The 15,690-nt window shown below is 73.0% G+C and carries 8 protein-coding genes; 5 read left to right on the forward strand and 3 right to left on the reverse strand.

The features are described from left to right. Positions 1-65: 65 nt before the first annotated feature. The 3 genes from ACZ38L_RS09355 to ACZ38L_RS09365 form a co-directional block, all read right to left on the reverse strand. Positions 66-563, reverse strand: a complete 498-nt coding sequence (locus tag ACZ38L_RS09355; protein ID WP_465690872.1) for an LLM class flavin-dependent oxidoreductase — start codon at positions 561-563, stop codon at positions 66-68. Between the two features lie 363 nt (positions 564-926). Continuing rightward, positions 927-1,208, reverse strand: coding sequence for a hypothetical protein (locus ACZ38L_RS09360; RefSeq protein WP_465690874.1), 282 nt, complete (start codon positions 1,206-1,208; stop codon positions 927-929). Positions 1,209-1,621: 413 nt separating this feature from the next. Continuing rightward, positions 1,622-1,798 (reverse strand): hypothetical protein, encoded by a 177-nt coding sequence (locus ACZ38L_RS09365; RefSeq protein WP_465690876.1) that lies wholly within the window; start codon positions 1,796-1,798, stop codon positions 1,622-1,624. Here ACZ38L_RS09365 and ACZ38L_RS09370 point away from each other — a divergent pair. From ACZ38L_RS09370 to ACZ38L_RS09390, 5 genes are all read left to right on the forward strand, one after another. Then, positions 1,791-5,045 (forward strand): S8 family peptidase, encoded by a 3,255-nt coding sequence (locus ACZ38L_RS09370; RefSeq protein ID WP_465690878.1) that lies wholly within the window; start codon positions 1,791-1,793, stop codon positions 5,043-5,045. The two genes, ACZ38L_RS09365 and ACZ38L_RS09370, sit on opposite strands and share 8 nt — an antisense overlap. Before the next feature lie 486 nt (positions 5,046-5,531). Then, positions 5,532-6,074: a thiamine pyrophosphate-dependent enzyme gene (locus ACZ38L_RS09375; protein WP_465690880.1), complete on the forward strand. Its 543-nt coding sequence runs from the start codon at positions 5,532-5,534 to the stop codon at positions 6,072-6,074. 251 nt (positions 6,075-6,325) lie between these two features. After that, positions 6,326-10,858, forward strand: coding sequence for a cation-translocating P-type ATPase (locus tag ACZ38L_RS09380; protein WP_465690882.1), 4,533 nt, complete (start codon positions 6,326-6,328; stop codon positions 10,856-10,858). Between the two features lie 276 nt (positions 10,859-11,134). Beyond that, positions 11,135-14,530, forward strand: a complete 3,396-nt coding sequence (locus ACZ38L_RS09385) for a DNA polymerase III subunit alpha (protein ID WP_465690884.1) — start codon at positions 11,135-11,137, stop codon at positions 14,528-14,530. Continuing rightward, positions 14,527-15,525: a DNA polymerase Y family protein gene (locus tag ACZ38L_RS09390; protein ID WP_465690886.1), complete on the forward strand. Its 999-nt coding sequence runs from the start codon at positions 14,527-14,529 to the stop codon at positions 15,523-15,525. The genes ACZ38L_RS09385 and ACZ38L_RS09390 overlap by 4 nt, the downstream gene beginning before the upstream one ends. Positions 15,526-15,690: the final 165 nt, after the last annotated feature.

Here is a 15,690-nt window from a genome sequence, read left to right on the forward strand (position 1 = left end):
ACCTGGCCAAGCTCCGCGAACTCGGCTACGACGTCACCGCCGAACCGCCTCCCGCCGCATAGCGATCACCCGCAGGAGGTTTTCACCTCAGAGTCGGGCACCGGCTCAAAGATCGATGCGTCGAAGGGCGTGGCGTCCATCGCGTCCAGGTAGGCCCGCATGTCGGACAGCGGTGTGCTGGAGTCGTGTCCGCGGCCGCGGACGAGAGGCCGGTGGCTGACGCCGAGGCCGAGCACGAAACGGCCCTGCCATGCCTCGTGCAGGGTTCTGGCGCCGTTGGCCGCGGCCGTCGCGTCGCGTCCGTAGATGGTGGCGATCCCGGTGGCGACCATCAGGCGCCGGCTTGCGGACAGCACCAGGGCCGCATGGGTCAGCGCCTCCTTCCCGGCGGGGGGCTCGTCGATCCACAGCGTCCCGTAGCCGAGGTCCTCGATGGCGGCGACGGTACGCCGCTCCTCATCCGCCGTCGCCGCGGACAACGACGCGAGCCATACCCCGGTGCGGCCCAGGCGGCGTTTGAATGCGGGCAGGTCCGTGAGCAGGGTGGTGATGCGTTCGGTCATGGTGCACTCCGCACTGTTCCTGGGCTTGGGTACAGCAGCCTGGCACTTCCTCGATTCGCGGCGAGATCAGCCTGACTCTGCCGATATGTGACGCAAAGTCAGAGTTGCCGCTCACGGCAACCGCCGGGGGCGTCCGGTGTACGCGTAGACATGGTCAGTTTCGGCAGGCCGACACCCTGAGACCGGCATCACTCGAACTTCGCTGACACTGCTCGGACTCCTCTGTCACGGGACACTCACCGCCGGCCGGCGGAACCGGCGGGACGCCCGCCGTCCGGACCCGTGATCACAGCAGTCCGCCCAGGGGAACGCGGGCAACGGAGAGCCCCCGCCATGGCAGGGGCTCTCCGCACCTCGGTGCCGTCAGAACGGCTCCGAACCCATGCCCAGGATCTGAATCCGCGTCGACCCCGCCTCGTGCGACGCGCCCGGATCCACCGTGAAGTCGCCCTCCTGTCCCGTGGGGAACAGCAGCATGCCAGTGCGGCGGGCAAGGAGCTCGGTCAGGTCCTTGGGATCCACGACCGTGAGTGTGCCGCGCCACTCGGACGGTGCGCCCTCGGCGTGCTCGGCATGGAGTTCGGCGTCGGCGGGAAACTCCACGTCTCCGGAGACAACCGTGACGCGGCTGTTGTAGGTCCTCATGGCGGCAGGTTATGGCGGAGTGGGTGGCCTGGCGCGGGGTGTGGGCCGTCCGGGTCAGGGGCCGTCGGGTTCGGTGGGGCCAGCCGGCAGCTCGGCCTCGGCCTTCTGCTCTCAGTGGGCCGGGCGGGCAGCGGCTGGCGCCGCACCCACGGCTGGCCCGGGCCGCGGTCGGCGGGTGCCGGTACCTCCAACGACGTCCTGCTCACCCGGCGGCGATCGAGGGCGCGGCGTGGATCGCCCGGGCCGGCTACCGGGCGCGGAAGTGGCCGCTGACGGAGTACCGGTCGTCCCGATGGGCCGGCCGGCACGTTCGCACCGGAGTACATCCGCGCAGTGCTCAACTTCGAAGAAAACCCGGGGTTTTCCCTCTAGCACTGGCAGGTCCATGGCGACGATAATCGCCGCGCCGCGACTCAGGTGGCGCGGAGATGGAGGGGACTCATGAGGCGCGTGAAACCGAGGACCGGGGTGGGTGTCAGCGTTCTGGCAGCCACCGCGCTGGCTTTCGGATCGATGCCGGCCGCGGTCGCGTCGACGGGAGCGACCGCGTCGCCCGCCGGACCGAGCCGGCCGGTGATCGTGGTGCTCACGGATCAGCACCAGAACCTGCCGGACACGCGCGCCATGGGGGCCGTCCGCGAATCGGCGGTGGCCGCGTCACAGACCCCTGTGATCAAGGCGTTACACGCGGCCGGTGCCAAGGACATCCACTCGATGGACGTGCTGAACGCCGTGGCCGCCACGGTCTCGACGCGGGAGGAGGCCGCGTTGCGGTCCGACTCGAGCGTCGCCGAGGTCGTGCCCGACGCCGCTGTCAAGGTGATCGACCAGCCCGGGCCGCCGGTGTCGTCGGCCGCGGCCGACGGTACCCCGGGCGGGTCCCAGCCGCCGGCCAGCCTGCCACCCGGAGTCTGCGCGCCGGTGGGCGGTGTGCAACTCGACCCCGAGGCGGTCGAGGCGGTGCACGCGGCCTCCGACAATCCGCGCGAGCAGACCGCGCGTTCGCTCGGTGCGACCGGCAAGGGCGTGATCGTCGGTGACATCGCCGGCAGCATCGATGTGAACACGCCGGAGCTGATCCGAGCCGACGGCTCTCACGTCATCGCCGACTACAAGGACTTCACGGGCGAAGGCGGCTCGGTGGAGTCCGAGGACCTGGAGTCGTTCCTCGACGACGGCATGATCGCCGCGCAGGGCCGGCAGGTGTACGACCTCGCCGACTACACCACGCACCCGTTGGCGCAGCCCTGCCTGATCCGGCTCCAGGGCGTCGCGCCGCAGGTGACGTTGGACGCCTACAAGGTGTACGCCACCAACGACTACACCACCACCTCCGCCTTCCTCGAAGCGATCGACTACGCGGTCGGCGTCGATCACGTGAACGTGCTGAACGAGGAGGCCGGCTCGTTCCCGATGCCGGACACCAGCGCGGACCTGATCAAGCAGGCCAACGCCAACGCGATGGCGGCCGGGGTGACCATCACGGTGCCCTCCTACGACGCCGGCCCCGAGAACACCATCTGGTCGCCCGCCTCCCAGCCCGGCGTGATCTCCGTCGGCGCGTCCACCACCTTCCGCTCCTACGCCCAGGCCGACTCGGCCGGCTACGACAGCATCGGCGCGCGCGGCTGGGTCAGCGACAACATCAGCTCCCTGTCGTCCGGTGGCGCGACCGAGCAGGGGCGGAGCATCAACGTGGTGGCGCCGGGCGACCTGGACTGGGCGATCTGTACGGCGAACACGTCGATCGCGCCCGACTGCCTGAACGGCCGCGGCCAGCCGACCGGCGTGTACCAGTCCGGCGGCACCAGCGAGGCAGGACCGCTGGTGGCGGGCGTGGCCGCGCTGGTGATCCAGGCGTACCGGGAGGCGCACGGTGGCGCCGGCCCGACCCCACAACTGGTGGATCAGATCATCACCGGCACCGCCGACGACCTCGGCGTCGTCGGCTCGGAGCAGGGCAGCGGCCTGGTCGACGCCTACCGGGCCGTCGAGGCCGCGCGTTCCGTCCGCACCGGCGACGGTGCCCCGCAGCCGGTCGGCGACACGCTGCTGACCAGCACCGACCAGCTCGACGCGACGGGCGATCCCGGCACCACCGCGCCGTTCTCGTTGCAGCTGACCAACACCGGCCGCGACGCGCAGACCGTGTCACTTGCGGGTCGCACGCTCGGCGCGAGCCGACTGATCGCCGGCAGGACCGCGACGCTGCGCGACGGCGGCCCCAGCTACCAGGACGCGTCCGGACTGACCCACAACGTGGCCCGGTTCACCTTCACCGTGCCTCCCGGCGCGGACCGGCTCGACGCGAACATCGCGTATCCGGGGACCAGCAGCCAGCAACCCGCCGACCTGACCCTGCTCGATCCGCGTGGACGGCTCAACGGCTACAGCCTGCCGCAGGGCGACGGCAATCACGGGCACATCGACCTGCGTGCCCCGGCACCGGGCAGCTGGACGGCGGTGATCACCGACTTCCTCGGCAACCCCGCCGCCGGTCCGACGGGTTACACCGGGCCGGTGAGCTTCGCCGCCACGGTCGCGTCGTTCCACCCCTTCGGCACGGTGACGCCGTCGCGGGTCACCCTCGCACCCGGCGCCTCGACCACGGTGCGCGTCACCGCGCCGCTTTCCGCACAGGCCGGCGACGAGAGCGCGTCGTTGGCGATCGACTCGCCGCAGGCGGGACCGAGTTCCGTCCCGATGACACTGCGTTCGGTCATTGCGGTACGCGACGGCGTCGGCCAGTTCACCGCCGGCGTGATCGGCGGGAACGGCCGCGCAGGGGTACCGGCGCAGACCCTCTTCTACCAGGTGAACGTGCCTGCGGGGCAGCCGGCGCTCGATGTGCGGCTGGCGCTGGGCAACGGTGCCACCGATCCGTTCACGGCCTACCTGGTCTCACCGGACGGCCAGAACCCGGCGCGCGCCGGCAATCAGGTACTGGTGGGGCAGCCGGGCGCGAACCAGACCGTCGTCAGCACCTCGGCCGCGCGGCTGCACGTGCTCGCGCCGGCCGCGGGCTCGTGGACGCTGATCGTCAGCTTCAGCAATCCGGTGACCGGGAGCGCGTTGTCGACGCTGCTCGACGGTACGGTCGACTTCGCGCCGGTCGTGGCGAGCACGACCGGCGTGCCGACCGGTGGGGTGTTGGCCGCCGGCACGTCACACCTGGTCAGCGTCACCGTGCACAACGACTCGACCGCCGTCGAGTCGTACTTCCTCGACGCCCGGCTCGACCAGCAGACAACCGTGCCGCTCAGCTCGTTCACGCCGTCGAGCAACCTGACGTTGCCGTTGACCGTGAACGCGCCCGAACCGCAGTGGATCGTACCGACCGGCACCTCGCAGCTCGTGGCGACGGCCACCTCGACGGCGCCCGTCATGTTCGACTTCTCGCCCGCGAACGGCGAGCCCGATCTCGCCTCGACGGCCGACGGCGACGACGCCTATGGCAGTTACGCGATGCCGGATCTCACGCAGGGCGACTGGGACATCGTGCCGCAGCCCGCCGGGCCGTCCGGGGCCGGCGCGGTGCCGTCGTCGGTGGCGAACCTGGGGCTCACCGCGATCACGCGGGCCTTCGATCCGTCGGCCGGTTCACCATCGGGTGACCTGTGGGAGCTCGGCCTGCACCCCAACGCATCGTTCAGCCCGGTCGTCGTCCAGCCGGGGCAGAGCACCACGTTGTACCTGAACATCACGCCGAGCGGTCCCGCCGGAAGCACGGTGTCCGGCGACATCTACCTCGACGACGCCAGCTCGCTCAGCCAGAACGGTTACACGCCCACGGGAGACCAGCTCGTCGCGCTTCCCTACCACTACTCGGTCGGCTGAGAGTCGAACGAGACGCGGGTGGGCGAGCGGACTCCGCCCGCCCACCCGCGTGGCTGAACGAGCTCGGTCCGGCCTCTTCGAGGGGGTCCGCCCCTCGCCGTCGGCGTGGGCGAGCAGTCCGGGTCAGGTCATCTCCAGAGTGCGCGCACCATCACCCTGTACCGGAGACGCCATGACCGCCGCCACCGTCAGTGCTCGACTCGTCGCCGCCCTGGCCGCGCCCTTGGATCCGGCCGAGGCCGATGCCCCGTCCGTTTCTGTGCTGGCCGGGCCGGCGACTGCTGGTGCAGCGGGGCGACACGGAGCTCGTCGCCTACGACCTGGACGAGCTGACGAGCGGCGCGGGCGAGCCGACGGCGACGTGCTTCCCGGCTCCCTGGCCGCGCCGGTTACGGGATCGCCGGACTCCTTGACCACCTGCCCGAACGCCTCGACGGCTCGCTCCCCGAACCGGCTCCCCGACCCGCCCCCGAACTGACCACACCCATGCACGGGGAGTACGTCCTGCGTCTGCTCGGGGACGTTCTACCGCCGGACACCGTGATCGTCGAAGAGGCACCGACCTTCCGGGAAGTGCGGTGGCGGAACCTGCCCGTACGGCGGGGCGGCGGCTACTACAACGCGGCCAGCGGCGGTCTGGGCTGGGGTCTGCCCGCCTCCGTCGGCATCGCCCTGGCCGACCCCTCCCGCCCCGTGGTCTGCCTCCTCGGCGACGGCTCGGCCCAGTACTCGATCCAGGCCCTCTGGACAGCCGCCAGGCTGGGCCTGCGGCTGATCGTCATCGTGCTCAACAACGGCGAGTACGCCGCGATGAAAGACCTCTCCCTCACCTTCGGCGCCCACCACCCGCCCTCCTACGACCTCCCCGGCATCGACATCACCCACCACGCCCGGGGATACGGCTGCACCGGCCTGCGCGCCGACGGGCCCGACAGCGTGGTCGAAGCCGCCCGCACAGCTCTCGCCACGCGGACCACCACCGTCATCGACATCCCCATCGACCCGCGCACCGCAGCCCTGTACACCTGACGCACTGCGCCGCGCAGCCGCATCCACGGTCGGGGCGACGCCGCGGACGGTCCGGCCGGCCCAGGCGCGGGTGAGCGGAACGGGTTGACACTGGTACTGGTGGAGCCAGGGCGCGCACGGCCGGTGGGCCGGTCGGTCCGCCCCCCGAGGGCTGGGCCGGGAGGCGGGCGACCGAAGGGTCGCCGGGCTCCGCGGGATCGTCGGCGACAGCGGGAGGACCCGGATTCCCGACATTCGCGAAGGTGAGAGAGATGCTGCGCTTGCTGAGCAGGCTGCCCGCAGCGGGATTGGGCGTCGCGCTGGGAGTTCCCTCGCAGGCCCGCCGGGTCCTCCCGACGGCCGGTAGCGTCGTGCGGCTGGCGGTCGGTGCCGCGCACGTGGGGGTCCGCACGACCGCGCGAGGTGCTACGGCGGCGGTGCGGGTGGGCCGGGTCGGGCTGAACGCGATGTCGCCCGCGCAGGGGTACTGGCGTGCCGGATCGCGGGTGCAGCTCCCGCTGCGTCCGAGCCCGGGGACGACCGTGCGTGGTGTCGAGGCGGCGGCCAGGCGCGTGGCGTCCGGTCTGACGCAGCGCCCGGACGTGCTGGCCGCCTACTGGGACGGCGGGTTGGCCCGGCTGGTGGTGCGGATGACGCAGGACGCGGTCGCCGACCGGGTGGTGGAGCGGGCGACCGAGCTGGCGGCCGGTCAGAAGCTGGAGCGACCGGACGAGGATGTGCTGGAGCCCGCGCACCCGGGCCACACGGGCGGCATCCGGTCCGGGGCGCTGGCCCTGGCGTGTGACGCGGTGGGCGTCACCACCGCGGTTGCCGCGCGGGCCGTCCAACTGGGGAGTACACCGCACCTGGTGACCGCGGGGGTCACGCTGTTGCGCGAGGACCCGCGGATTCGGGTGGCGCTGCGGCGCCGTCTCGGCCGGTCGGCCACCGATCTCGTGCTGGCCACCGCCAACGCGGCCGCCCACGGCGTCGGGCAGTCCCCCACCGCGCTTGTCCTGGATGCCGCGCTGCGGGCCGGCCAGCTGGCCGAGGCCGTCGCCCGGGCCGCCGCCTTCGACGCCGCGCACGACACGGTTTGCGCGCCGGAGCGGCTGAGCCTGGCCGGCCGGCAGGTCGCCCGCCCGGCGATCCGCCGCTACCCGGCCGAGGAGTTCCGGGGCCAGGCGGTCACCGGCGCGCTGCTCGGCGCCGTCGGTACGCTGCTCTTCTCCCGGGACGTGCACGAGGCGGCGGAAGCGCTGATGGCCGGCAACCCCAAGGCCGCCCGCTACGGACCGGCGGCCTTCGCCGCGGCCCTGGGCACCGAGCTGGCCCGCGAGGGTGTCCTGGTCCGCAATCTCGACCGGTTGCGGCAGCTGGAGCTCGTCGACACGGTGCTTCTCCACCCCGCGGCGTTGCGCAGCACCCGGCGTACGGTCCTGGACGTCAACTCCAACCGGTCCGACTGGGACCACGACCGGTTGTGGCAGGCCGCGACCGCGGCCCTGGAGTCCGGCGAGGGGATCGGCCTGAGCCCGGTGCCGGACCAGCGCGGCTCGGAGACCGGGTTGATGGTCGCGTCCGAGCGGGGCAGGGACATCGGCACCGTCCTGGTCGGCTGGGAGCTGGATCCGCTGGCCGAGGCGGCGTTGGACGCGGCCCGGCGGGCCGGTCTTCACGTCGTGGTGCAGGACGACGGCACGCTCGGTGACTTCGGACCGCTCGCGGACGAACTCGTGGGCGCGGAGCGGTCCTTGGCCGATGTGGTTCGAGAGCTCCGGCGGCGCGGCCGGACCGTCCTGACGGTGGCCCATGTTCCGTGCGGTCATGCCGCGACGGAGCAGCAGCTCAGCGCGGAGAGCCGAGAGGTGCTGGCCGGCCTGCTGTGCAGCGACATCGCCGTCTCGCTCACCGACGACAGCAGTGCGGTGGTGTGGGGCGCGGACGTGCTGCTGCTGCACGGGCTGGCCGGGGCGTGGCGGCTGCTGGCGGCGATTCCCACCGCCCGTGAGGTCGGTGAGCACGCGAAGGTCTTCGCCGAGGCGGGTGCGGCACTCGCCGGGTTGTTGGTGGTGACCCGCGGGGCGCGCTCCGAGCGCCTCACCTTCCCGCTCGGGTTCCGGCTCAGCCCGGTCAACGCCGCCGCTGCCGCCTCCCTCGTTTCGGGCTGGCTGGCGGCACTTAGGGTCGGTGCCGATCGCGCGCCGCACCCGCCCGCGCGGGTTCCCTGGCACGCGCTGGAACCGCAGGAGGCCCTGGCTCGATTGCGGGCCGAGGCCAGGGCCGCGGAGCCGAGCGTACTCGCGAGCGTTCGGGAGGCGGTCGGGAAGGTGGTGCGGCATCCGGTCTTCGCGCCCGAGCGCCTCGGCGTGCGCCTGCTCAACGCCGTGCGTGCCGAACTCCGCGACCCGCTGACGCCGTTGCTCCTCGTCGGCGCTACCGCCTCCGCGCTGCTCGGCTCGAGCGTGGACGCGCTGATGGTGCTCGGTGCCATGGGTGTGAACGCCCTCGTCGGCGGGGTCCAGCGTCTGCGGGCCGAGTACGCGCTCTCCGGACTGAGGCTGAGTCAGCGTCAAAAAGCACGCAAAGTGGCCGACTTCGGCGAGGGTGGGACCAGGACGGTGGAGGCAGGGCGGCTGGCTCCGGGCGAGGTGATCGAGCTCTACACCGGCGACGTGGTACCCGCCGACGCCCGGCTGCTGCTCTCCGACGACCTGGAGGTGGACGAGTCCTCGCTGACCGGCGAATCGCTGCCCACCACCAAGCAGGTGGACGCCACCCCCCAGGCCCCCGTGACCGACCGCCACTGCATGGTCTTCGAGGGCACCACAGTGGTGGCCGGCCACGGCCAGGCCGTCGTGGTGGGCACCGGCGACGAGACCGAGGCAGGACGGGCGGCGCATCTGGCCTCCCACGCGCGCCCGGCGCCCGGCGTCCAGGCCAGACTGCACGAACTCACCGGCCGGATGCTTCCGTTCACCCTGCTCGGCGGCGCCACCGTGACCGGCCTGTCGCTGCTGCGCGGCCGGCCGGTGCGGGAGGCGGTCCGCGGTGGTCTCGCGGTCGCGGTGGCCGCCGTTCCGGAGGGCCTGCCACTGGTGGCGACCGTCGCGCAGCTGTCCGCGACCCGGCGGCTCGGCCGGATCGGCGTTCTGGTGCGCACGCCGCGCGCCCTGGAGGCGCTCGGCCGGATGGACACCGTCTGCTTCGACAAGACCGGCACACTCACCGAGAACCGCCTGCACGTGGTGCGCGTCACGGCCGCGGACGGCACGGAGTACCCGGCTGACGCCGCCGATGCGGCCCCGCTGCTCCAGGCCGCCGCGCTGAGCTGCCGCACTCCCGAGCAGGAGGCGGGCATCCATGCGCACTCCACCGACGAGGCGATCATCGCCTCGACCCCGCCCGGATCGCCCTGGACTCCCGTCGAGGTGCAGCCCTTCGAAGCCAGCCGCGGCTACGCCGCCGCCGTCGGGGCCGACCCGGACGGGAGCCGCGAGCTCGTGGTGAAGGGCGCGCCCGAGGTCGTGCTGACCGGCTGCAGGGGCGCCACTGGCGACGACCTCGCGCAGTCCCTGGCCGCTGACGGCCTACGGGTACTGGCGGTGGCCGGCCGTCGCCTGTCCGACACCGAGGAGGCCGCCGACGTACTCGGCCGACCGCCGACGGACCTGGACCTGCTCGGCTACGTCGCGCTGGCCGACACCCCGCGCCCCAGCTCCGCACCGCTGGTGGCCCACCTCCGGGACGCCGGCGTGCGGCCCGTCATGCTCACCGGTGACCACCCGCGGACGGCCCGCGCGGTGGCCGTCCGACTCGGCTGGCCGGCCGACACGGCGGTGGTCACCGGCGATGAGCTGGCCGCCCAGGACCGCGGCGGCCGGGCCCGCCTCCTGCGCGACTGCGGGGTGGTGGCCAGGGTCGCCCCGGAGCAGAAGCTGCACGTGGTGGAGGCTCTGAAGGCCGCCGGCCGGGTGGTGGCCATGGTCGGGGACGGTGCCAATGACGCCGCCGCCATCCGCGCCGCCGATGTCGGCGTCGGCATCGCCGTACGCGGCTCGGCGGCCGCCCGGAACGCGGCCGACCTGGTGATCACCAGCGAAGACCTGTCGATGCTGGTCGACGCCGTGGCCGAGGGCCGGGCCCTGTGGCGCAGCGTGGCGGACGCGATCAGCGTCCTGATCGGCGGCAACGCGGGCGAGATCGGCTTCTCCGTCCTCGGTACCCTGCTGGCCGGGGCCTCGCCGCTGTCCACCCGGCAGATTCTGCTGGTCAACCTGCTCACCGACATGTTTCCGGCGATGGCCGTCGCGGTCACCCCCAGGGAGGAGACCGCCGAGGAGGGCCCGAACAGCGAGTCGGCCCTGGCCGACAGCGTCCCCGTGGGGGTCGCGGTCCTCGGCGATCCCCTGACGCGGCAGATCCGCCACCGCGGCGTCGTCACCGCGCTCGGTGGCAGCACGGCCTGGCTGCTCGGCAAGCTCACCCCGGGTACCGCACGGCGGACCAGCACGATGGCCCTGTGCGGGGTGGTGGGTGCCCAGCTCATCCAGACGGTGACCGGGCGACGGCACAGCCCGCTCGTGCTGGTGACGGTCCTGGGCTCGGCGGCCGTCCTGGTCGGGTTGATCGAGACCCCGCTGGTCAGCCAGTTCTTCGGCTGCACACCCCTCGGCCCGGTGGCCTGGGCCGGGGTCGCCATCGCGATGACCGTGGCCGCACTGGGCCCGCGAGCGCTGCCCGCGCTCGAACGACTGGCCCAGCATCTCGCGGGGACGACGCGGCCGGTCACCTCCACCGGCTGAGCACCCGGCACAAACAGCGGAGTTGGAGGCGGGCTCCGTGTTCAGGCGAACCGCCGATGGAGCCACCGGGCCGACGGAGGGGGAAGTCGGCCGCCATCGACGCCGCGCTGCGTCCACCTCCACCCTCCCTCCCGTCCTTCCGCTGTCGGTTCGTGTCGTCGGGAACGCTATGTGATCGAAATCTAGTCGAACACATTATCGAATAGGCGCTACGCTGGAAGGGCGGAGGGGAACCGGACATGGCGGAGGGGGCGAGGTAGTGAGGAGTCGACCTGCGTGTTTACCCACCTGCATGTCGCTTCCGGCTACTCGGTGCGCTATGGGGCCGCTCTGCCGGAGCAGTTGGTCGCGCGGGCCGCGGAGTTGGGCCTGGACGCCCTGGCGCTCACTGACCGTGACACCGTTGCCGGTGCGGTGCGGTTCGCGAAGGCCTGCGCGAAGGCGGGCATCCGGCCGGTGTTCGGCGCGGACCTGGCCGTGCCCCGCCTCCAGCTGCCGCCGGGCGCGGCAGCGGGAGCCCGGTCGCGGACGCCGGTGCGCGGCGGGGCGTTCGTGGACGAGTCCGCCCCGCGGATCACCCTGTTGGCCCGTGACCGGACCGGCTGGGCGAACCTGTGCGCGCTGATCACCGCCGGCTGGGCCGCTCGGGCCGCTGCCGGCGGCGGCCAGCCGATCGTTCCCTGGCCGGCCCTCCACCAGCACGCCGAAGGCCTGACCGCGCTGCTCGGCCCCGCCTCGGAACCCGTCCACGCCCTCGCCCAGGGCCGCCCGGACAAGGCCACCGACCTGCTCAGCCCTTGGCGCGACATCTACGGGCCCCACCTGCGCCTGGAGGCCGTCCACCACCGCCGTACCGGCACCGGCCCGGGTTCGCTCCGTCTGGCCGCCCGCACGGTCGGGCTGGCCGCCGACCTGGATCTGCTCGCCGTGCTCACCAACGCCGTGCGCTACACCCACTCCGGGCGGGCACCGGTCGCGGACGTCCTGGACTCGGCCCGCCTGCTGGTGCCGATCCGGCCCGGACACGTCGACAACGGTGAGCGCTCGCTGAAGGACACGCCCGAGATGGCCGAGCTCGCGGAGGAGGTCGCCCGGGCGGCCGGCCGGGAGAGCGGGGGAGCGGCGCACCTGCTGGCCACCACCGCGCGCACCGCGGGCGAGTGCCGTCTGGATCCGGAGGCCGACCTGGGCCTGGGGCGGGTGCACTTCCCGGAGGAGGACCAGATCGGCGCCGCCCCCGGCACCAGCGCCCGGGTGTTGCGCGAGCGGTGCGAGGCGGCGATGGCCCGCCACGGCTACGACCGCAGCCCGACGATGCGGGCCCGGCTGGAGGAGGAGCTGCGGGTCGTCCAGACCCTGGGCTGGCCCACCTACTTCCTGACCGTCGCCCAGGTCGTCGACGACGTCCGCGAGATGGGGATCCGGGTGCAGGCCCGTGGCTCCGGCGCCGGCTCCCTCGTGGTGCACCTGCTCGGGATCAGCTTCGCCAACCCCCTGGACCACGGGCTGATCATGGAGCGGTTCCTCAACCTGCGCCGCCGTTCGCTGCCGGACATCGACATCGACGTGGAGTCCGCCCGCCGCCTGGACGTCTACCGCCGGATCCTCGGCCGGTTCGGCACCGAGCGCGTGTGCACGCTGTCCATGCCGGAGACCTACCGGGTGCGGTGGGCGATCCGCGACGCCGGACTCGCGCTCGGCCTGCCCCCGGACGAGGTCGGCAACCTGGCCAAGGCCTTCCCGCACATCACCGCCCGCTCGGTGAAGACCGCGCTGGCCGAACTGCCGGAGCTGCGACAGGTGGCCCGGGCGGCCCACCGGTACGGGCCGCTGTGGGACCTGGTGGAGGGCCTGGACGCGCTCCCGCGCGGCACCGCCATGCACCCGTGCGGCGTGATCCTCTCCGACGCCACCCTCCTGCGGCGCACCCCGGTGGTGCCGACCGCAGGCGAGGGCTTCCCCGCGACCCAGTTCGACAAGGAGGACGTCGAGGACCTCGGCCTGCTCAAGCTCGACGTGCTCGGCGTTCGCATGCAGTCCTCGATGGCCTACGCGGTCGGGGAGATCGAGCGCACCACCGGTCACCGCATCGACCTCGACGACCGCGAGCAGGTCCCGCTCACCGACCCGCAGGCGTACGAACTGCTGCGCGAAGGCGAGTCGATCGGCGTCTTCCAACTGGAAAGTCCCGGGCAGAAGGAACTGCTGGGGCGCCTGCAGCCGACCACGTTCGAGGACCTCATCGCCGAGATCTCCCTGTTCCGCCCCGGGCCGGTACAGGCCGACATGATCAAACCGTTCCTGCTGGGTCGGCACGGCGAGAAGCCGGTCCGCTACCCGCACCCGGACGTGGAGGGCTGGCTGCGCCCCACCTACGGCGTGGTCATCTTCAACGAGCAGGTGATCGGCCTGTTCGCGACGATGACCCGCTCCGACCTCGCGATGGGGGAGGAGGCCCGCCGCGCCCTCGCGAAGCCGGAGCGGCTCCCGGCGCTGGAGGCCTGGTACCGCCGGCGCGCGGCCGCATCCGGCTACTCACCCGCGGTGGTCGACGAGGTCTGGCGGATGCTCAAGGACATGGGCGCCTACGGCTTCGCGAAGAGCCACGCAGTCGCCTTCGCCCTGCCCACCCTGCAGTCCGCCTGGCTGAAGGCCCACCACCCGGCCGCCTTCTACGCCGGCCTCCTGGAGCACGACCCCGGCATGTACCCCAAGCGGCTCGTCCTCGCCGACGCCCGCCGCCGCGGCGTGCCGATCCTCCGCCTCGACGTCCAGCACTCCGCCGACCACTACCGCACCGAACTCCTCCCCGACGGCCGCTTCGGACTGCGGATCTCCCTGGCCGACGTCCACGGCATCACCACCGAACAGGCCCGACGCATCGCCACCCGCCGCCCCTACGCCGACCTCGCCGACTTCTGGACCCGTGCCCACCCCTCCCACCCCATCGCCGAACGCCTCGCCCGCATCGGCGCCCTCGACCCCATCGCCGACGGAGCCAACCGGCGCGAACTGCTCCTGCGGATCGACGAACTCCACCGCCAGCACCGCGCCCACGCCGACTCCACCCAACCGCCCCTCGTGCCTCCCACCGCGCTGCCCGGCGGCACCGGGCTTCCCGAGATGACCGAACGAGAGACGATGCAGGCCGAGCTGGAGGTGATCGGCATGGACGCCAGCCGCCACCTCATGGAGCCCTACCACCCGCTGCTCGCCGAACTCGGCGTCACCCCCTCCCACCTGCTGCACAAGCAGCGCACCGGGGACACCGTGCTGGTCGCCGGCGCCAAGGTGGCGATCCAGACCCCGCCGATGAAGAGCGGCCGACGCACGATCTTCGTCTCCCTGGACGACGGCAGCCGCGGCGGCCAGATCGACCTCGCCTACTTCGACACCAGCCACGAACAGGCCGCCTACCCGCTCTTCCACCACTTCCTGCTGCTCGCCCGCGGCACCGTCTCCCGACGCGGCAAGTCCGTCACCCTCGTCGGCTCCCACGCCTGGAACCTCGTCGACGTCGCCGACGCGCACCGCACCGGCGGCACCGCGGCCGTCCGCCGCCTGCTCGCCGCCGGCCCGACCCCGGCCCGTCGCTCCGAGGAACCAGCCGGCGCACCCACCGGCTCGGGGGCCGGCCGGCTCTGGCACGCGAGCCCGGGGAGCGCCGGGTGACCGCGATCCTGCACCTGCGCTTCGCGAGGCCCAGCTTCGAGACCTACCGCGAGCTGTTCACCGTGCTCGAAGATGTCTCGCCCATGGTCCAGGCCCTTCCGCCCGACTCGGTGCTCATGGACGTCACGGGAGCCCAGCGCTACTTCCGCCGCACCCCGGCCGAACTCGCCGACCTGTTGCAGACCCGCCTGCTGGCCCGCTACGGCCTGCACACCGCGATCGGTGGGGGCGACACCCGTCTGCTCGCCACCCTCACCGCCCAGACCTGCCGACCCGGCGAGACACTGATCCTCGGCGACGATCCCGACACCGACACCGCCTTCCTCCGCGGCCGGCCCGTCCAGGCGCTGCCCGGCGTCGGCCCCGTCCTCGCCCGCACCCTGGCCCGTTACGGCATCACCACCATCGGCGACCTCGCCGACCTCCCGCCGGCCACCCTCCAGCGGATCGCCGGCGCCTCAACCGGCCGCCTCCTGCACGACCGTGCCCACGGCACCGACCCCCGCCGCATCACCCCCACCGGACCGCCCGCCAGCATCGCCGCCGGCCACCGCTTCGACCACGACGTCCTCGACCCCGACGACGTGCGCCGCACCCTGCTCGCCCTCGCCACCGATCTCGGTACGCGGCTGCGCGCCTCCCACCAGGTCGCGTGCCAGGTCGAGCTGCAGGTCAGCTACGCCGACCGCTCCCACACCAGTCGCGCGCGGACCTTGGCCGAGCCGACCGGCCACACCCCTGTCCTGCGGGACGCCCTCTACGGCATCCACACCGCCCTGGGTCTGCAACGCGCGCGCGTCCGCGCGGTGACCGCCCGCGTCGCCCAACTCACCCCCGCCGCCCGCAGCTACGTGCAGCTCACCCTCGACCGGGGCATCGAGGACCGCCGCCGCTTGGAACCGGTCCTCGACAAGGCCGCCGCCCGCTACGGCACCGGAACGCTCGGCCCGGCAGCCCTCACCGGCCCGGCCCGGCCACGCCCGTTCCACCGATGAGAGGGACAGCGCAGCCACCGGCGAACCCGGACTGCCTGTCACCGACAGCCCCCGGGTGTCACCGGCCCGCCGCCCGGGCTGCGCGCGCCGCCGACCGCCGGGAGAGTGGAGTGGATCCTCTTCAGCGCCACCGTCGCCGAGACCCGAGTACGGGGTCCGACCGGG

It is taken from the genome of Kitasatospora sp. NPDC024654, assembly GCF_055559155.1.